The following is a 20,048-nucleotide window of genomic DNA, read 5'->3' as shown; positions in this document are numbered from 1 at the left end:
GGAGTACGCGCTCGAATGCGGACGCCAGTTCTGGGCCCGTTCCCCGCCCGACGGCGAGTCCGACCACTGGAGTCATGGGAATATCTCCGTTCCGTTCCACGGATCAGGGCGCGGCGGAGTCGCCGACGAGGCGGTCGCCCGCGACACCGCTCCTGGTCGGGCTGTAGAAATCGATGACGGCCTCCACCCACGTCGCCGCCGGTATCCGGTCCGAGGCCGTGGGCTGGAGGTCGTCGAAGAGGGCGTTGATCCTGCCCTCCTCGAATCCGATGGCCCGCATGAGCGCGACGAAGTCGGGACGTGTGACCAGCCCGTCCTGGTCGCGGTCACCAAGGCCGGCGAGCGCCGCCGCGAAGGCGCTGATGGGAGCGTGGAAACGGTCCGGTGACAGCACGCATGCCGCGTACTCGTCGAAGCTCACCCTGCCGTCGCCGTCGCTGTCCAGCTCGGTGACCAGCGCGCGCCAGAACCCGTGGAAGGTCGATCGCAGCGTCTCACCGGCCGCGTCACTGATGTCAGGAGAGGCCTGGACGACCCGGTCGGCCATGAGCTCGAAGTCACCGGACTCCACATGGCCGTCACTATTGGTGTCGAGCAGGTCGAAGACGAGCCTGATCCGGCTCACCGCTTCTTTCCGCATCGAACGGTCACCTTTCCTCGGTCTCGCCCACCGCGGAAGGGGAACGAGAAACCCGAAACTTCGCCGCGATTGCGGATCTGGTGCTCCTCGGCGACGGGGACGACTATTCCAGAAAAGGACCACCGCGAGTAGTGAAAGAATGGACACCACACTGAAGGGTGAAAACGGTGGGAAGGCGGAGAAACGCCTGAATGCCGGATCCCACGGCCGGTCGGGTGTGGCCTGCCGCCCGGTGCCCGGCTCGGTTCGGGCCCTCCGGCGAGGTGGGCTGGTCCACCCGGGGGCGCGGCGGTGGACCACGAGTGCTCGACGTCACGCAACGTGATCGGCCCGGGGTTGGTCGACCGCCGTTCCGCAGCGGCGACGCCGGGAGTTTGGCTGGCGCACGCTGGCATCGCGCCGCCCCGGACCGCTGAGCGGCGCGACCCGAGGTGGAGCGGGGTGGCCAGCCGCGCGGTGACGGGGTCAGCTGGCCCGGATGACACTGATGGCCTGGGGCGAGTCGAGCTCCGTGCCACCCACCAGTGACATCACGTCACGCCTCGACCCTCGAGATGTCACGGCCAGATCATGACGCGGCCACACTGCCGGGGGAGCGGCCCGACGGCTGGGATGGGGGCATGACCACCACCACGCGCCGTACGACGCGACCACCCACGGGGAGCCGCCGCCTCCGGCCCACGAGCACCGGTCGGCCACGACGGTGGGACCGGCTGCCCGGGCGCACGACACCCGTCGCCGCGCACCAGCGGGCCCCGTTGTCCGCGCCCGCCCGACGGCAGGACAACGCTCCCGCGACGCGGGCGGGGACGTGACGCCCGCCGACGCGGGCACCTGTCGCACGCGTCCGGCACCGGCCCCGGGACCGGAAACCCCGTGAAGGGGCCAGTCCTTGTCACCGGCCGCCCCGGCCGGCCCCGGCGTTCACGCCCATCGACCGCCCGGACCAACGACGTCCACCCCGTGGGCCGACCTCCAGCCCCGGGGCCTGACCAGCCGCGCCGGGGCGACCGGAGGAGCGCGGCGACCTCGCCCCGTCACCACGCCTGGCCTCGACATCCCCGCGGCAAGGCACCATCCCGCCCACCGGCGGCCCGGCCGTCCGACGGGACCCGACGCCCAGGACGCCCGTGCTCACCTGCCGGTCCACCACCCACCAGGAGCGCGCACCGCCGGCTCGCTCCCAGAACCGATGAGGACACGCGATGACCCGGCTCCGGGCGTACCGGACCCGCTCCTACCCGCTCAGTATGAAGGGCTTCGACTACGAACGCATCGAACGTGACCTCAACGACCTGGGCCGGCAGGGCCGGGAGGCGGTGAGCACGCTGCCCTCAGCTTCGGGGCCGGTCAGGCCATCGAGATCGTCGTCCTCGTCACACGCGCCACGACCTGATCCCGTCCAGCCCACCCCGGCGGCGGGTACGGCGACCACGCCAGCGTGATGCGGGTGGCGCGCCCACCCGCGCCAGTCCAACCGGGCCGAAGCACGCACCGCACGCTGAGGCGTCCGCCGCCGCGAGCGCACCGGCAGCCGCCCCCGGTCCCCGCGTCCACGGCCAGGAACACCCCACCTCGACGCGCCACGCGCCGTCGACCGAGGAAAGGATCCCCTTGCACCCACGCTCCTCCGCCCGCGCGAGGGTCGGCGTCGCGACGACCGCGCTACTCGTGCCACTCGCCGGCTGCGTCGCCCCGGAATCCGAACCGTCCGCCCCTCCCACCTCGCCAACACCCTCCGGTCTTGAGGCGTTCCACGACCAGGAACTCGCCTGGGAGGAGTGCGACGAGTACGCGACGACCTCCACCGAGTCCAGCGTCTACGCCCTCAGCGACGGGTTGGAGTGCGCGCGCCTCGAGGTGCCGCTGGACTACGACGAACCCGGCGGCCGGACCATCCACGTCGCCGTCCTACGGCTGCCCGCCTCCGGCGACGCGGTGGGCTCACTGGTGACCAACCCCGGCGGGCCAGGCGGATCGGGACTGTTCGGCGCCGCCTTCGCGGCGCTGACGCTCAAGGACAGCCCGTTGACCGAACGGTTCGACCTGGTGGGCCTCGACCCGCGTGGCGTGGGCGCCTCGACCCCCGCGATCGACTGCTACTCCGACGAGGAGGCCGACCGCGGCGCGGTCCCCCTCACCGCGCAGGGCACGACGGCCCAGTTCACCGAGGAGGACACCCGACGGCTGGTCGAGCGGTGCGCGGAAGGCTCCGGGGGGCTCGACGTCCTCGCCCACGTCGGCACCCGGGACGCGGCCCGCGACATCGACGTGCTGCGCGCCGTCCTCGGCGACGACGAACTCACCTTCCTGGGGCAGAGCTACGGAACCCGCCTCGGCGCGGTGTACGCCGAACAGTTCCCCCAGAACGTGCGGGCCATGCTGCTGGACGGCGCCGGTGACCCCACACAGGGCACCGTCGAACGGCGGGTCAGCGCCTACGCCGGATTCCAGGCCGCCTTCGACCGCATGGCCGCGCGCTGCGCCGAGCGGGAGGACTGCCCGCTCGGTCCCGACCCGGACCGAGCCACCGAGGTGTTCCAGGACCTCGTCCAGCCGTTGTACGACGACCCCGTGCCCGCGCTCGACGCGGAACTCGGCTTCGACGAGGCCATCGGAGGCGTCATCACCGGCCTCTACACCGAGGACGCGTGGCCCCGGATCATCGCGGGAATCGCCGAGATCGAGGACGGACGGGGCGACGAGCTGCTCCAGATGAACCACGACTTCGGCGGCCGCGACCCGGAGGGCCGCTGGACGAACTTCGCCGAGGCCAACTACGCCATCAACTGCCTGGACGAGGACCGGCTCACCCCGGAGGAAGGTGGACGGCTGCGCACCGCGATCCACGAGGCCGCGCCCTTCATGGACCCCGGCGTCGACGTCACCGGCGGAGCCCGCGACACCTGTGAGCACTGGCCCGCCGAACCGAACCTCGGGTTCCCCTACGCCCAGGACATCGAGGGGCTGCCCGACACCCTCGTCGTCTCCATCACCGGCGACCCGACCACGCCCCACGCCGGAGCCCAGGTGCTCGCCGACAGCCTCGGCAGCGCGCTGCTCACCGTCGAAGGGGAGGGGCACGGCATCGTCAACCTGGGAACGAATCCCTGCGTCGACGAGATCGCCGCCGAGTACCTGATCAACCTCCAGGTGCCAGCGGAAGGCGCCACCTGCTCCCTGTGACGCGGGTGCGCGGTCCTGACGGGTGCCCGCCAGTTGGTTGGCTGCCGGTCGCTGTTCACTGGACCGGTGAGGGGTGCGAGGGCGCTGGCCTGCCTCGGACGTGCCAGGAGCAGCACGGGCTGGTCGGCCCGGCCGCAGGCGTGGGGCGCCGTGCCAGCCACACAGGTCGGAGGCCAACCCGGACCAGGCCGTTGGTGGCGGTTGTTCGTCCGATCCGCTGGTTCCCGACGGGGGTGTCGGAACCCCGCGATAACGTCGAATCGACGAGAGGTGGTGTTCGGTGGCGAACAGCCGCGGCGGATCCAGCGCAGGCGCGGCTCCGCGCGGAACCGGCCCGAGGCCCGAGGGCCCGGCACCAACGAGGGGACCAGTTCCTCGAGAACTGCCTGACGGGCGGATCCGCACCTCAGCGAGCACGGCCTACCAGTACGTCAGCCCAGGGCCCACTCCCCACGCGAGTTCCGAGGCAGTCACGAGGGTGATGCGCGGGACGGGGCGCAGGGACACCCAGCCAGAGTTGCGGCTGCGCAGCGCCTTGCACCGTCGCGGGCTGCGTTTCCTGGTGGACGCCGTGGCAGAGGGGGCGAACAAGCGGCGCCGCGTTGATGTGCTGTTGCGGGGGGCGCGGATCGCCGTCTTCGTGGACGGTTGCTTCTGGCACGCCTGCCCGGAGCACGGTCATCTCCCGATGACCAACCAGCAGTGGTGGCGGCGCAAGCTGGAGGGCGTGGTCCGGCGCGATCGGGACACCGACCTCGAGCTCGCGGCAGCGGGGTGGCTCGTCATCCGCGTTTGGGAGCACCAGGACCTCGACCGTGCGGCTGGCGAGATCGCGCGGCTGGTGCGCCAACGCCGCGGGGCCCGACGTCCTCGCTCAGCGCGCCCCCACTGACCCACCGCTGCGGCGGGAGGGCTCACGAACGGCTGTGGAGCAGCGCGGCACGCTGCTCCACAGCCGATGCCGGACCGGGTTCGGCGCCGTGTGTCGCACCGGGGTGCGACTCGCTCCCCACCTGACGGGAGTGGTCGCCGTGCGGAGGAGGGGTCACCACCCCCGGATCTTGCGGCCGTACTCGGTGTCGGGGTGCAGCAGTGCGTCAGCGACCCGGCCACCGGAGTCTTTGGCGCCGCCACCGAAGTTGAGCACGCCGTTGGCGTTGGCGCTGGCCGCGACGCCGTCCCAGTAACGCGCTTCCCGCTCCCAACGCACGGACGAGAGCAGTCCGGAGAGTTCCTCGACCGAGAGCGGCCGGCCCGACGCGGACCAACCGGTGGCTTGGTGAACGGCGATCCCCAATCCCGCGAGGACCGCGGGTGCGGAGACGGCGTTGCGGGCTGAGAACTGCGGGTACAGCTCGCTGAGGACAGCCGCGAGAACGGGCACCAGGCGCTCCTCCGCCTGGCGGACCGAGATGCCGGGCGGCATGTCGCCCTCGTGGACGGTGGAGGAGGACAGGCTGAGCCCAGTTCGGCCGTGCAGCGCGGTGATCACCAGCACGCGCAGGGCGGAGAGGGTGACGAGTTCGGGGTCCCGCTTCGTCAGCTGCCGTTTGCGGCTTTGGACGAACTTGCTGAAGGGAACGATCCGCCCCTCGTGTTCCACCTTGACCGCAGCCGCGACGCGGTGGGCGAGTTGGGTACCTATGTCGCGTTGGTCCATGGACATGGCGAGGTTCTTCGCGACAGGGACTCCCTCGACGTTGCGGTCGTAGAAGATCTGCCGGGCATCCTCGACGCTCAGACCGAAGTACAGCTCGAACGGGACGCGTACGCCGTTCAGCCTCTGGTGGGAGCAGTCGAAGTCCCCTGGGGCGTCGTACAACTCGTGCCACGCGGTGACCTGCGTCTCCCCATCGATCGCCACGACCGGCGAACCAGCGGTCACGGAGATGGTGCGGATACCGGTTCCTGGCACGAGCTCGTCGCTCAGCGCGCCGGGCTCGCCGTCCAGCCACAAGGTGATCGGCGGCGTCGACCACGCCGCACCGTGATCACCGTTGACCCCGGACGCGATGTACGAAGCGTACGAGGTGACGTTGCGCCCCTTCTGCGACGCCTTCAGCATGCGTTGCACCAGGCCGCGCACCTCCGCGTGCCGTCGGACCACACCAGGTGCGTGCTTCAACGCCCGAGCGTTCTCCTCGGTCTTCGGGGAAGGGACGAGCTGCAGGAGGGTTGGTAAGCCCATCGTGCCGATGACGGCGTTGGGGCGGAACGGGATGACCGTCAGTGAGATCCCCTCAGCAGCGCTGGTGGGCATGGACATGATCATGGCGGAGTCCTTTTCGGTGGATCGGAACTGGTTGATCGCCGGAACGATGTCGGTGGGGTCGCGGAGGAACGCCGTCAACTCCAGCGGGGCAGCGAGACCATCGTGCCGCGCTCCCGTGGCCCGGCTCGGGGATCGCGCAGGCGTGAGGGGCGTCAGGCGCGACCGAGGACCGCCCTCGGCCCGCTGCGCGCACGCCGATCGGCCGGGCCGTGCGGTGGCAGGCGCGTGGCTTGTCACCGCACCACCTCGAAGAGGTCGTCTTCGAGGTCGCGCACCTGGCGTTCCACCGCCTCGGCGAGGTTGCGGTCGTCCAGGAGCACCCCGAACTCCACGTTCCCGTTCTCCGCGCTCCAGGACAGGTTCGCGCTCGTCACGAGGAGGAACCGGTGGTCGACGACCAGGAACTTGGCGTGGTTCCGCGTCATCCTCCCGTCGAACACGGTCGTGCGGAGCACCACGGCGGGCGACAGGTGCGCCGCGATGTCGTGTGCGGTGGGAGCGCTCTGCTCCGCGGCGGATGTGTCGATGTACACGCGCACCGCCACTCCGGGGCGCCGCGCGGCTCCGCGCAGGGCGTTCCACAGCCCGGAGGTGCGTTGGAAGTTGAAGGTCGAGCAGGTGACGGACTGGCGGGCCCGGTCCACCAGGTGCGGGAGCGAGGTCGTCAGCGGACCGCTGCGGGCGAGGTGGCCAGGCGTGGTCCACAGCGGTGTCGCCGCGGACGGTGTCGACCTGGCCCCCTCGATCGCACGCAATACCGCGATCCGCGAGGCCGGGGCGGTGTCCCGCAGCAGGGCGCCCACCTCCGCGCGACGACCGGAGGGGACCGCTCGCACGGCGCTGGTGAGCGTGTACCCCTTGGTGAGGCGGTCAGCGAGCTGGCCGGCCTCCGTGCCCGTGAGACGCAGCCCGAGGGCACGGGCCGCGTCCTGGTCACCCGGGGAGGCCGAAGAAGCCAATGCCGCTCCCCGGTAAGTCGATGAGGAAGCGCCGGTCGAGGAAGCGGTTGGCCCGCTCGCACGACGTCTCCGACGCCATCGCGCAACAGTGGCAGGCAGCGCCGTGGAGGAAGTCCTCCGTGTCCTGCGGGGTGCGCATCCCGCAGACCGGATCGGAGGAACAACGACCCGCGCGGTACAGGGCGCTGGAGACCACCCGGTGCAGCCGCTCGGGCTCGCTCAGCTGGACCAGGCCGCCGAGGGTGCCGTCGCTGTCGGGGGCTGTGGTGCAGATCAGCAGACCAGCTGCTGGCGGCCTGCCGTCGGACCCTGGCCAGGCGTACAGGCGTTCGGACAGGCTGGCGGCGGAGTAACCGCACTCCAGCGCCATCTCGCGGATCAGGACGTGCGCCAGGGTGTGCACCAGCCAGTACCGTGGTGGTCGGAGGCGATCTTCGGCGTCCACGGGCCCGGCGGTGTCGGAGGTGCGCGACTCGAAGTTGCGGCGGTGCGCCGCGCGATGGGCGAGCCAGAGCTGGTCCTGCTCGACCTGCGCCTCCCACGCCGCCACGGCCGGCTCGTCGAGCTGGAGGAAGATGCCCTCGCCCCGGTCCTCGGTGGCGACCGTCCACGCCGGCCGCGCCGCCCGGGCGAGGGGCACCATGCGTTGCGAGAGATCCGCCACTCGGTCCACGTCGTCGATCCGGGTGAAGCCGACCAGGGCGTTGACCTTCCGGAGCCGTTCCACCGCCAGCACGCGGACGATCTCCTTCCGGAGCCCGGGTGCCCGGTCGCGGTGGGACAGCGTCAGACCGCTCGCCTCGTCCTCGTGGCCCAGACCGAGGGGGTCCGTGAGCAGGTAGTTCCATTCAGGGACCAGGAGGTCCACCGGGTCCCAGTCCGCACGCCACTTGGCGAGGTCCTCGTCGGACTCGCCCGACGTCAGGGCTTCCCCGAGGGCCTTCGCGAGCTGGTCGTCAGGGATCGCCTCCTCGTCCACGGGCCCGTCCAGCTTGCCGTCCAGCGCGTCGCGCAGACCTTCGAGATCACCGGTGGCCTCGTACTTCTCGAGCCGGTGGGGCTTGCTGGCGAAGGCCACGCGGATCCTGGCGGCGAGGTCGCTGGTCTCCTCGTTCGCGGATCGGGGCATGACGATGATGGACTGCGTCATCGGGAACCACAGGTTCGAGGCACCCACCAGCATCAGGCGCGTCGCGTCGCCGCACCCGTTCAACTCGAACGCGTCCAGGTGCGGGTGCCGGCCCCGGCAGCGCGGCAGTTTGCTCCGCCCAGCATCCCCCTGGGCTTCGTTCATCGGTCGACGGGCCCCGCACGTCGCGCAGTGGATGACGGCGGACGCGCCTTTGCCGGCGGTGCGGTCGACCATCCTTAGCACGGGGAACTCGACCTTGGGGCAGGGGGACCAGTGGTGCACCCACTGGTCGTAGGGGAACTCGTCGAGGTGGCCGTCGACGCAGGCGAGCAGGTAGCGGGCCGGCACCGCGGCACGAGAGGCGTTCTTCCCGCTCCGGCTGCCCGACCTGCCGGGGCACCGTTCGTGCTCGAACCGCGCCTGGTCAGGGCGGTACGGGTGGGTGTTGGTGTAGCCGAAGTGGGAGAGCGGGGCCAGGAGGTCACACCCGGTGCAGCGCATCCACTGCGGGAAGACCCGGGCCGGCACCCCGAGATCATTCCCCTCGCGGGACAGGCCCGTCTTCCTCGGCTGGTTGGGATGCGGTCGCAACCGCACGTTCCGGGAGCGCAACAGCTTGGCCACCACCTCGCGCAGCCGAGGGGCATGGATCTCCGGTGGCGAGTCGACCCGTTTCCGCCACATCCGTTCCCAGTCGTCCAGCCCGGTGGACATGACCGTGAAATGCGGCAGGTCCATGATCGCCCCGGGCCCGTAGTTGTAGAGCAGCGAGGAGGGACGGCCAGACCCGACCTTCGCGTAGTTGTGCTTGCTCGATCTCCCCGCCGCCCGCGTCGCCTCCGCGTCACCCAGCGGGTCGACGGCGGTGTCCGGGTCGTAGAGGAAGCGGTCGTCGGTCATGGTCAGATCTCCGAAGGCGGTTGCCAGCGCGGCGCTCCGGGCGGAGCGGTGTAGAAGAGGTTCTCCTCGACGGGACTCACCAGGATGTTGATCTCTGGTTGGACTTCGCGCATCGAGTTGGCCACCACGAACGGCGGGCTGTTCAGCGTTCCAGCTCGGGACTTCTCGTCCTCGGCGCTGATCATCAGCGGTGCCTGGTCCTTTTCGTTGGTCACCCGCTCGTAGACCAGTCTCTGACGACGGTCGGCCAGCGAGCCGTGGCGTTTCTCCCACTGGTCCAACCTGTTGCGGAGGAGGGTCGCGGTCCGGCGCGCCGTGTCCTCGTCCGCCGCGCGCAGCACCCGGCCCACCAGGTCGGCGATGATGTCCGTGACCGCGTCCCGTCGTCGGGTGATGTCGCCCGCGGACTGCTCCGGGGACAGCCCCCGCGCCTCGGCGGCCTCGAGGACCCGGGTGGCGCTGACCAGGACACCGTCCAACCCCCGGTCCAGTGAGGTCGCGGAGAACGGGGTGACGGACAACGCCTCGACCTGGGAGTAGAAGGTCTCGTGGTAATGGCGGAACTGCTCGAAGTGGGCGAGGTCGCGGGGCCGCGCCCAGTTGCCCAGCGTCATGACCAGGCCGGGGCGCGACGGGTCCCGGCCAACCCGGGAGGAGGCCTGGATGTACTCGGCGGTGTTCTTCGGCTGACCGACCACCAGCATCAAGCCGAGCCTGGTGACGTCCACGCCCACCTGGAGCATGGAGGTCGCCAGCACCGCGTCGAACGGGTGGACCTCCCGCGTCGGCACCTGCTTCTTCGCCTGGCGGAGGGCCTGCAGCCGGCGCTTCGCCGCCGTGGAGTCGAAGGACGGGTCGAAGCTGACGGCCAGCTGGTCCAGGGTGTCGGTGATGTCCGCGCTCGCCACCCGCGCGGTCAGCTCGGCAACATGCAACGAGCCGAAGTCCGTGCCGGTCCGGCGCGGCAGCGAGGACCAGGGGCGGCGCTTGGCCAGGGCGGTCTGGATGTCGTCGTCCATGTACCGGGCCATGCCGGCGAGCTCCCGCGTCGCACTGAAGTACGCCACGAGCGACATGTACGGGTCGGCCGCCGGCCCGGCGCGGTCCAGCATCAACTGGCCCCCGGCCATGAGCACCTCGGCGACCCGGATCTCGGCCGTGGTCAGCCGCAGCCCCGCCGTCAGCAGGCCGACGTACTGGCGTCCAGGGTGCCGCTCGGAGATCTCCTCCTCCTTCGAGAAGAAGGTCCGGCCGGCGTCGAGCACCTGCGGGGGGAAGATCGTCACGTCCCGCCCGTAAAGGGCTTTCACCTGGTCGACGGCGTTGCGCGCGGTGGCGGTCGAGGCGACGAGCAGCGGGCGGACGAGTTCGCCCCCGGACGCGTGCCAGCTGCTCACCACGTCCACGGCCACCTCGAAGAGACCGACGGTGGTACCGAGCGCGCCGCTGATCAGGTGGAGCTCGTCCTGGATGACGAGGTCCGGCGGGCGGAGGCGGCGCGCGGGGAGCACGGCAGCGGCCGGCAGCCCGCCCTTGGCCTGGTGCCTGCTGCCGTCCTTGATGGAGCAGCCCCGGTAGTCGGGGTGGACGAAACCGTGCCGCTCGCACCGCCGCGACACGTGGCCGAACAGGGAGGCGGCCTCGCCCTCCCTCGCCAACCGGGCGAACTTGTCGACCGTGGCGATCAGGAACGACGGTGTCAGCCGGTAGATCTCCTCGTCGACCGTCAGCACCGGCAGCCCCTCCCGCGCGGAACCTCCCTCCGAGAACGGGCACGTGGCGAGCTCGTCGCCGCAGTGGACGCGCACGCGACGGGACGCTGCGTCCGCCTTCATGTCGCGATCGGTGATCCGGTGTCCGCACCACGGGCAGCGCCGGACCTGCAGGACGGTCAGCCGGTGCCGACCGCCCTGGCTGTTCCGCGCCTGCCTCAACTGTTCCTCGGCCTCGTCGAACCGCTTCGGGCTCACGTCCGTCCCAACCCACAGCCCGATGCGGAACGGCTCGGTGCCCCAGGTCTCCACGTCCGCCAGCCGGGCCACCTCCGCCGCGCAGACGAGCGCCGTGGCCCGTTGGAACTGCTGGGCGGTGAGGAGTCGCAGCGTGTAGCGCATGAGCACGGCCACGCCAGTGCTGCCGTCGAGGGGGCCGTCGGCGGTCTGGAGCACCCCCTGGCGGCGCCGGATCGCGAAGGTGTACGCGGCCAGTCCCAGGTACGCCTCCGTCTTCCCACCACCGGTGGGGAAGAACAGCAGCTGCGCCCTGGGATCGGCGCCGGAACGGCCCTCGTGCTCAGGACAGGTCAGCATGGGCAGCTGCATCAGCACGAAGGCGAGCTGGAAGGTGCGCCACGAGTGCGCCTTCGGTCCCCGCGCGAGCACCGCAGCGCGCGCCTGCGCGATGCTTTCCCGAGGATCGCTCGCCCGCCGCTGCGCGACCTGGGACTGCACCCGCTGATCGGCCATCACCTGGTTCATGAACCGGAAGCAGCGCAGCGCCTCGTCGTCGGAGAGCAGGTGTTCCAGCCCGGCGGCGAGCTGGGCCCGCACCTGCCGTGCTTCCTCGACCAGTTCGACGCCGTCCTCCCGCAGGTGCTCGGGAAGCGCCAGGGCCCTGGCGTGTTCGGCGTCGAGCCACTTCGCGTACCCGTTCACGATCGGCTCGAGGCCGGTGCGAAGTTCCGCCCTGGTCGCGGTGCTGAGCGCCCGCATGTCCAGCAACGCCGCCCCGACCTCCTCGGCGGTGGTCTGCGGCGTCTGCGCGGTCGGCAGCCACGTGGTCCAAACCGCACGGGCGCGCCTGCTCCCCGGGGCGACATCCCAGTCCACCGAGCAGGTGCGGCCGATGGCGAACTCCAACCTGTCCCGGTACTGGAGCCGCAACCTCCGGAGCTCGTCGTCCCGTTCCGCCCGGTCATCGACCAGGCGGTCCGACACCGGCAGGAACGCCTCCTCGCCGGCGGCGTCCAGCTCCAGCTTGGTCTGGTACAGCCAGGCGCTCACCGGGATCTTGGACGGCGCCACCCGGTCGTTGCACAGCGCCACCTCGATGAGCCGCCTGCCGGCCTCGGGGTCGTCGTACCGGTCGACGCGGAGGACGACGGTGTCGCGGAGGTGGATGGTCGTGGTGTCCTCGGGGTCGAGCTCGGACACCCGGACCTTCTTCACGAAGGTGATGGGGGTGCGCTTGTACCGCCCGACCTGGCCCTCGTCGGACTTCACCGGCCGGTACTGGCCCCACGACGCCGTCACCGTGATCTCGGCCAGGTCGACGGGCACCTGGCAGCGGAGACCCATCGACGAGGGGATGATCAGGCCGCGCTGCTGCGGCAGGTCCTGGACGTCGTCCTCGTCGGCGCCGGCACCGCTCTCCTCGACGGCGGTGAGCGGAACTCCTCGACTCCCCGCCTCGCCCTCGCCCACGTCGGTGGCGGCCTCGTCCCCGTCCCCGTCCCCGTCCCCGTCCTCGTCCGAATCCGAGGGGGCTTCGTCCCGGGAGGAGAGCTTGAAGGGCGCGATCCTCCCCACCAGGTACGCGACGTCGGGAGCGGCCGCGAGCTCCTCCTCGGGACCGTGCGCCGGTCCGAGGAGTTCCCGTTCGAGGATGTCGACCAGGTTCTCCCGCACGGTCACCGATGTCCCGTCGGGTTCGTGCGCCAGCCGGTACTCCGGCTCGTCCTCGCGCGGTCCGCTCACGCGTCCCCCTCCTCGTCCTCGGTGGCGGGCAGGTCGTGCTGGACGGCGGCGCGACGGTGGTTCTCCTCGAGCAACCGGTCGAGGATCTCGACGCGCGCGGCCGGGCTGACGGTCCAGCGGGTCATCTGCCGGTAGGTGTGGAACCCGTGCTCGAGCGGCACGTCATCCCAGCCGTAGGCCGCCAGCACGGCCCGGTCGAGCTCCACGTGGATCTCCCGCATCCGCGCCACGTCGGGATCGGCCGCGTCAGCGATCGATGGGTCGTTCACCAGGTTGTAGAGCTTGGTCAACCCGAGCTGGCGCCGCAGCATGATCTCCCGCCGCTCGGTGTCCAACGCGCGACCGACCTCCTCCAGCCGAGCGGTGGCCTTCGGCCGGGGGAACGTCTCGAACACGTCCGAGGGCGTGTAGCGCGGATCATTGCGCATCCCGGACCCGTACTTGACAGCCCACATCTGGTGCGGACTCGAGGACAGCACTGCTTGATTGGCGAAGGAATTATCGGCAATGACAACCGTGGCTTCGCTTGGCACCAAGGCTGTGGTTACGCGTAAGGGCATGACGGTTTTGCTGACTCGCGCGATGACGAGCACGTCGGCAAGAGCTGCGATCGCCCCACGCATGGCAGGTCGCTTTTCACCGTGCTGCCACCAGTAATCCCTGTAGACCTTGCGGTTGTTCCTAATCCTTTCCGGGTGCACTCGTTCGACCACCCGCTGGTATGGCAGGGGGTAGCGGCGTGCTTCCGTTTCCGCGCGGTCGTTGAAGTCGATCACCCAGCGGGATGGGGAGGTGTCCGGGCGGGAGTTGAGGTCCTCGCCGTTCAGGTAGGGGAACAGCACCTCGGCGTTCCTGGGGTCGGCCTCGATCCAGGCCGCCGCTTCCTCCGGCTCCAGCACGAATCCCATGCCCAGCACGATGCACCCCTGAAAGGCGATTCCCGCGTTCTCCGTGAGCCGGACCGGGGGTCCCTCCACGCGGCCGGCGGGCTCCAGCAGGGTGGAGATGCGGCTCACCACGACCCCGTCGGCCACCCGCGGGACCTCGTCCGGGACGGCTTGCCGCGTCCCCCACACCGCCGCGTACTCGAGGTTGGCGCTGGCGGCGGGCCAGGAGCGGCTCTGGATCGCGCGGGTGATCGTGAAACCACTGGCGACCACCTGGTCAAGGCCGACATCCCGGGTATCCCCCTGGGCGATGGTGTTGGTGGCGATGAGGCCGAGGTTGCCGCCCGGTCTGAGCAGGGAGATCGCCCGCAGGAGGAAGTAGCCGACGAGGTCGGCGCTTCCCTTCCGCCCGTTCGCGAGGACGTTGACGAACCAGTCCCGGACGTTGGTGCCCATCGTGCCGGTGAGCTTCTGGCCGCCCAGGAACGGGGGGTTGCCGATGATGGCGTCGAAGCCGCGTTGTCCCACCACGTCGGGGACCATCACGGGCCAGTGCAGCGGCTTCCAGCGGTCGTAGTCGGTGTCCACGGTCGGCGTCAGGCCGTCCTCGAGGACCTTCTCCAGTTCGGTCCGGTCCCCACCTGGTACGTAGGCGGTGCCGAGACGTGTGCGAAGGAGCTCGTACTCGGCGCTCAGCTTCTTGCCCGGCTTGCCGCCGTGCCGCAGCCCGGCGGCGATCACGGCGTCGCCGATCTCGTTCAGGCGTGCGACCAGCCTGCCGTAGTCACGCCACTGACGCCGCTTGGTGGTCGCGGACCGCTGGGGGTCGAGGTTGTCGACCTCGCTGGCGAGCCTCCTCCTCAGGTCGGCCGCCTCGGCGAGGGTGTCCTCCACATCGGCCTGGAACAGGGGGAGCTGGTCGGCCTGGTCGGCGTTGATGTGCTGCGATTCGATCTGGTGGACGTCGGTGACGCCGAGCAGCGAGTTCCCGTGCAGCACCTTGTCGTCGACGAAGGAGAACGGCAGTTTCGGGTCCAGCGACACGAGCCACAGCGAGAGCTTGCACATCTCCACGGCCATGCCGTTGATGTCCGCGCCGAAGAGGCAGGTGGCCACCACCGTCCGGAGCGCGCGGACCTCCTGTTCCTGCGGCGTGCCGATGGCGACGTCCTCCCGGCGCCACGCCTCGACCAGCCGGGCGGCGAGGTAGCGGGCGGCGGCGACCAGGAACGCGCCCGATCCGCAGGCGATGTCGGCGACCTTGAGCCGGAGGATGTGGTCCGACGACACGGGCACCCACGCGCCAGGGTCGGCGGTCTGGTGCGGCCCCGGCTTGTAGACCAGCGGTTCCAGTGCGTGCAGCACCACCTCCTCGGCGAGCGATCTGGGGGTGTAGTGCGCGCCGGCTGAGGCCCGGGACGCCGTTTCCACCACGAGGACGCCACCCGGTTCGACGACCAGCGGCCGGTTGCGCAGGTCCCGGCGGAGCAACGCCGTGAACGGCCGCAGCCGCTCGCGGAGCCGCGCGTTCGAGGTGACCGACCGCAGCGCCCGTTCCGCGTCCTCGACCTCCGGGCTCACCCGCACCGCCTTGGCCAGCGCCGGCCGGGAGGGTGGGGTGGCGGCGGGCTGGTTCTGCTTGACCCAGGCCAGGATGGCGTCCGCGAGGGCGGCCTCCGTCGTCGTGGTCTCGGCGAGGGACTCCAGGACGGCCAGGGGGATCTCGGGTTCCTCGCCCTCCTTTCCGATGAGCCCGACGACCACCTCGTCGACCTCGGCGCAGGAGTACCCGAGCAGGCCCTCGTAGACGTAGCCGATCTGTTCGACGTCGATGTCCCGGAAGGAGATGCGCCGCGCGGGTTGCCCCTTGAGCTTGGCCACCTGGACGGCGCGCAGCACCTCCAGCATCACCCGGTCGGACACGGTGATCGCCAGCGCCCCACCGGGCCGTCGGGCGCTGAGGAAGGGGAAGCGGTTCGGGTCGAACAGCGAGCCGCCGTAGGATGGCAGGCGGACGTCGTCGAACGAGGCGCCGTGGTACAGGGCGCGGGAGGTGGCGAGCAGCCGGTGCCAGGTCAGGTAGGTGCCGTCGAGCGCTTCGGCGCCCTCCTCCTGCGACCGCGCGTCGAGGACGTCGAGTTCGCCGCTGACACCGTAGCCGGCGGAGAACAGCGCGCCCTGGGGCAGCAGGCCGCGTTCCTCGGCGAAGAGCAGGAACACGACCCGCATCATCACCGTCACGGCCGCCTCGTACACCTCGGCCCGGTCCGGGGGGAGGGGGTCGTGGTCGGTGTGCAGCGCCGCCTCCGACAACGCCTGCACGAGGAGTTCGACGGCGCGGCGGACCTGGGTGCCGAGGGCTTCGGTGATCTCCTCGGCGGCGGCGACCGACTCGCGGAACAATTCGGTCAGCCGGTCCTCGGGGTCGCCCCCGACCAGCCTGCGCCGTTGGAGCAGTTCGATCAGCGCGTTCCGGGTCTGCGGTTCCTCGGTCCAGGTGTGCGCGTCCACCACGCCGGAGGCGGTCAGGGAATTCCTGCGGACGCTGACGACCGCCCACCAGCGCCCGTCGGTGACCACGCCGATCGGGGCGGCGGACGCGCGGAGCATCTCCTCCATCCGGTCCACGGGCGAGGAGGCCCAGCCGTCGTCGAGGAGGTCGCGCAGCGAGTCGACCGGGTCGACCACGAGGACGAGCGCCGCCGTGGTGTCGTCGTGGACCAGCGCGCCGGAGGCCCGGACGGACACCCGGTGGTCGGGGGAGCGGACCTCGACCTCGGAGCCCTCCTGGTAGGAGTCGCCCCATCCGAGGACGTCACGCAGGACGGTGCCCACCCACGCGTCGCGGTCGACGCGGTACAGGTCCAGGACGGCTGGGTCGTCCCGGTGGAGGTCCCATTCCTCCCACACCTTGTCGAAGGCGGGCTTGGCGTCCCTGATCCTCGTCAACACCGACGCGTCGGGCGCGGGCATCCCCTGCGGCCACACCCGCTTCAGCGCGGGAACGGCGAGGAAGGGACCGTCCACGTCCACCAGTTCGAGCCACCGCCGGTGGAGGTCGGCTCCGGTGGGGATGGCCCTGCGGTTCGTCCTCCTCATGCGCGCGCCTCCCATGCCGCCGCGTCGGACGGGGTCAGCGCGAACACGAGCGCAGCCGCCGAGACGTGCGGTCGGATGTCCCGGTAGCGGTCCTCGATCGCGGACACCTCACGTCGTTCCTCCTCGTCCAACCCCGCCAGCCTGTCCTCCATCCCCTGGAGGTCGCGGTTCCGCTGGGCCTGCTGGTCGTCGGTGAACAGCATCTCCTCTTCGGCGCGGATCTCCCGCGCCAACCGTTCGCGGGATTCCCGGAGGTTCAGGCGGAACGCTTCGAAGATCTCCCGCACCCGGGTGATGTCGGCGTCGCGTCGCACGTGCAGATCACCGGTGACCTGGTTCTTCCGGACTTCGGCCTTCCTGGCGATCGCGTTCCGCAGGCGAGCGCGCAGCCGGGACCCCTCGGCGCTCCACAGCTCGCTCAACGCGGTGCGCACGTCCTCCCCGGCCAGGCGCAGGTCCTCCGCGTCGAGGGCCGTGTCCAGCACGCCCTCCACCTTCGCCTCGGCCATCGCGTTGCCGTGCAAACGGATGCCGGTGAGGAAGACCTCCTCGTGGAGGCGCAGGCCGCCGCGGCCGACCAGGACCAGGCGGGCCATGGCGGCGGCGCACGATTCGGGCAGCTCGGGGGTGACGACCGCCGTCACCCGGCGCACGGGGGAGTCGACGCTGAACAGCGCGCTCCGCAGCACTCTGGTCGCCCGTTGCATCAGCGCGTGGCCGAGGTGGATGTGCACCAGGTCGGACCGGCCGCGCGCGGCCTGGTCGTCGAAGGTGATCGGCCGGGGTTCCCCCGGCTCCAGACGGGTGTCCAGGCCACGCATCGCCCGCTGCCACGCGACGCCCACGTTCGGGACGGTGAACACGGGTGCCTCGGTGTCCTGGGCGAAGGAGTGGTCGGGGACCAACGGTGGCTGCGCGGTGAGGGCCAGGGCCGTGTCCACCACGCGGCGGGCGTTGGCCGGCGTCAGGTGCATCGCCGACTTTCGCTGCTCGTAGGTCCTGGACAGTTCGGTGAGCCTGCGGTTGAGCTCCCGTCCACCCGCGAGGGCCCGGTTGATGACGGTGCCGCCGTCGTCCGGCGTCGGCCGCGGCGCCCTGCGGCGCCCCTCGGACGGAGCGAAGTGGTCGCGGACGTCCAGGTCCACGACCTGGTTGACCGAACCGAGGTCGGCGGCCACGGTTCCGATCTTGGTCGCGATCCGATCAACGAGGAACTGGGCGTCGACGGCGTACGGGCCGGTGGGGGAGGCCGGGACGAACTGGTGGACCTGCGGGGTCTCCCGCTGCCCGTACCGGTCGATGCGGCCGATCCGCTGTTCGAGTCGGGACGGGTTGAAGGGGATGTCGAAGTTGACGAGCCGGTGGCAGTGGTCCTGCAGGTCGATGCCCTCGCCGGCGGAATCCGTCGCCACCAGCACCCGGACCGGGTGCTTCGAGGGGTCCGAGGTGAACCGGGCGCGGACCAGTTCCCGCTCGTCGGTGGGTGTCGAGCCCCGGATGGTGGCGAGGACGTCGCCGTACCCGCGTTGGACCAGGATGCCGGCGATCCACTCCAGGGTCTGCGCGTACTCGGTGAAGACCACCACGCGTTCGCGGGTCCAGGTCCGGCCATCCGGTCGGCACACCGAGTCGAGGAACTGGACCAACGCTTCCAGTTTCGAGTCCGACCGGTGCTCGAAACCCTCGCCCCACGCGATCAGCGTGTCGATCTCCGCGCTGGTCGCCGCCACGAGCGAATCGGGCCGTTTGCTGCGTCGCAGGGCGGTGAACTCCGGGTTCTCCGGGTGGCCCTCCTCCTCGTCGGACTGGCCGCTCCCGAGGACCTCGGCGTAGTACTGGTCCTCGTCGTCGACGCGGATGTCCTTCTCGGCGTCGGGTTCCCGCACGTACGACCCCAGGGTGCGGGCGAAGGACCACGGGCTCGACAGGAGCCGTTTCTTCAGCAGCATCGACACCAGATGGCCGGCGGGGCCGTTCCCGTTGGCGCGGGCGCTCGCCGTCAGGATCCGGTCGAGCAGCGCGAAGTGCTCCTCCTCGTCCTCGGAGGGGGTGAAGGAGATCTGCTTCAGCTCCCGCGCGCGGAACCCCTTCTCCGGGAGTTCGGCTTTCAACCGGCGTACGGTGACGTCCCGCAGGGCCCGCTCGTCGAGGTTCGCACCCCGGGTGAACCGGCGGCTGTCGATCATTTCCAGCAGTGCGGTGAACGACTCCGAGTACCCGTTGTGCGGGGTCGCGCTCAGGAACAGCCGGTGCTCGCACTTCTCGGCCAGCCGCGTCGTCGCCTTCGTGCGTTCGCTGTCGACGGCGTAACCCCGTCCACTGGGGGCCGTGGTCGGGCTGGCGGGTGCCACGTGGTGCGCCTCGTCGACCACCAGGACGTCGAAGGCGAAGCGCCGGGCGGACCCGGTGTCGGCGACGTCGGAGAACACGTCCCGGAGGAGGCGCTGCGCCCGGAGCGAGGGCAACCACGACATGCTGACGATGACCCTCGGGAACAGGCGGAACGGGTTCGCGGCGAGCCCGTGGCTGCGGCGGACCTCGGCCATCAGCGCGCTGTTGACGATGACGAAGTCGAGGCCGAACTTCTCCCGCATCTCGTCCTGCCACTTCAGCGCCAGGCTCGGCGGGCAGACGATGACCACGGTCCGGGCGCGGTGCCGCAGCAGCAGCTCCTGGACGACGAGACCGGCTTCGATGGTCTTGCCCAGGCCCACGTCGTCCGCGAGCAGCAGGTTCGTCCTCGACGACTGGAGGGCGCGACGGAGCGGTTCGAGCTGGTAGGCCTCCACGTTCGCACCGCTGCGGAAGGGCGCCTGGTAGGAGTCGGGGTCCGCCGACGTCACCGCTCCCCAGCGCACCGCGTCCACGAAGGCGGCCAGCGTCGTCGGGTCGTCGAACCCGTTGGGGCCGATCTCCTCGGGCAGGCCCTGGTCCGGCGCGACGGTGTGCCCCACCTCGAGTTCCCACACCACGGTGAGTTCCTGACCGAGCCGGTCCTCCTCCAGGGACTGGAGGCTGACCGCATGGGACAGACCGGCCGCGGTCTCGTCCGCCGGGCTGCGCGGCAGCCCCTGCTGCCGTACCGACGACACCGCCCAGGTGGAACCGCGGACGTTGACCACCTGTCCGGGCTCCGGCACGGGCGGAACGGCCGTTGCCTCCACCGGGTCATCCGACACGAGCACCACGTGCTGTTCCCCTCTCCCCGAGGCCCTCGAAATCATCATCATGCAGCCAGCTGGCGCCGGAGCTGATCACCGGGGTAGACGCTGTCGAGC

10 protein-coding genes are annotated in these 20,048 nt (G+C 70.8%); 3 read left to right on the top strand and 7 right to left on the bottom strand.

The window, feature by feature from the left end:
* Positions 1 to 103: 103 nt before the first annotated feature.
* Entirely contained in the window at positions 104 to 640 is a 537-nt protein-coding gene (locus tag C1701_RS25270; protein WP_103056758.1) for an EF-hand domain-containing protein, read from the bottom strand.
* A 1,205-nt stretch (positions 641 to 1,845) separates the two neighbouring features.
* On the opposite strand from C1701_RS25270, the gene C1701_RS25265 reads away from it, so the two are divergent.
* From C1701_RS25265 to C1701_RS25255, 3 genes are all read left to right on the top strand, one after another.
* Positions 1,846 to 2,085 carry a hypothetical protein gene (locus C1701_RS25265; RefSeq protein ID WP_337661955.1) on the top strand — a complete coding sequence of 80 codons (240 nt, stop codon included), beginning with the start codon at positions 1,846 to 1,848 and terminating at the stop codon, positions 2,083 to 2,085.
* A 169-nt stretch (positions 2,086 to 2,254) separates the two neighbouring features.
* Positions 2,255 to 3,826: an alpha/beta hydrolase gene (locus tag C1701_RS25260; RefSeq protein WP_337661954.1), complete on the top strand. Its 1,572-nt coding sequence runs from the start codon at positions 2,255 to 2,257 to the stop codon at positions 3,824 to 3,826.
* Between the two features lie 481 nt (positions 3,827 to 4,307).
* Positions 4,308 to 4,718, top strand: coding sequence for a hypothetical protein (locus tag C1701_RS25255; RefSeq protein WP_016697314.1), 411 nt, complete (start codon positions 4,308 to 4,310; stop codon positions 4,716 to 4,718).
* A gap of 153 nt (positions 4,719 to 4,871) precedes the next feature.
* On the opposite strand, the gene C1701_RS25250 is transcribed toward C1701_RS25255, so the two are convergent.
* The 6 genes from C1701_RS25250 to drmD form a co-directional block, all read right to left on the bottom strand.
* The gene (locus C1701_RS25250) at positions 4,872 to 6,098 is read right to left on the bottom strand and encodes a DNA sulfur modification protein DndB (RefSeq protein ID WP_026065735.1); all 1,227 of its coding nucleotides are present in this window, start codon (positions 6,096 to 6,098) and stop codon (positions 4,872 to 4,874) included.
* 233 nt (positions 6,099 to 6,331) lie between these two features.
* Positions 6,332 to 7,057 carry a DISARM system phospholipase D-like protein DrmC gene (drmC, locus tag C1701_RS25245; protein WP_016697312.1) on the bottom strand — a complete coding sequence of 242 codons (726 nt, stop codon included), beginning with the start codon at positions 7,055 to 7,057 and terminating at the stop codon, positions 6,332 to 6,334.
* On the bottom strand, positions 7,032 to 9,089 hold the full coding sequence (gene drmB, locus C1701_RS25240; protein ID WP_103056757.1) for a DUF1998 domain-containing protein: 2,058 nt from the start codon (positions 9,087 to 9,089) through the stop codon (positions 7,032 to 7,034). The genes drmC and drmB overlap by 26 nt, the downstream gene beginning before the upstream one ends.
* Positions 9,090 to 9,091: 2 nt before the next feature.
* A complete protein-coding gene (gene drmA / locus C1701_RS25235) occupies positions 9,092 to 12,784 on the bottom strand; it encodes a DISARM system helicase DrmA (RefSeq protein WP_103056756.1) in 3,693 nt (1,230 codons plus the stop codon).
* Positions 12,781 to 16,770: an Eco57I restriction-modification methylase domain-containing protein gene (locus C1701_RS25230; RefSeq protein ID WP_337661953.1), complete on the bottom strand. Its 3,990-nt coding sequence runs from the start codon at positions 16,768 to 16,770 to the stop codon at positions 12,781 to 12,783. Before C1701_RS25230 ends, drmA begins: the two co-directional genes overlap by 4 nt.
* On the bottom strand, positions 16,767 to 19,958 hold the full coding sequence (drmD, locus tag C1701_RS25225; RefSeq protein WP_103056754.1) for a DISARM system SNF2-like helicase DrmD: 3,192 nt from the start codon (positions 19,956 to 19,958) through the stop codon (positions 16,767 to 16,769). The genes C1701_RS25230 and drmD overlap by 4 nt, the downstream gene beginning before the upstream one ends.
* Between the last annotated feature and the right edge of the window lie 90 nt (positions 19,959 to 20,048).

It is taken from the genome of Actinoalloteichus sp. AHMU CJ021 (assembly GCF_002895405.1).
GTDB classification, from domain to species: Bacteria; Actinomycetota; Actinomycetes; order Mycobacteriales; family Pseudonocardiaceae; genus Actinoalloteichus_B; species Actinoalloteichus_B caeruleus.
The sequence above is the reverse complement of the archived record's forward strand: the minus strand, read 5'-3'. Positions and strand labels throughout refer to the sequence as shown.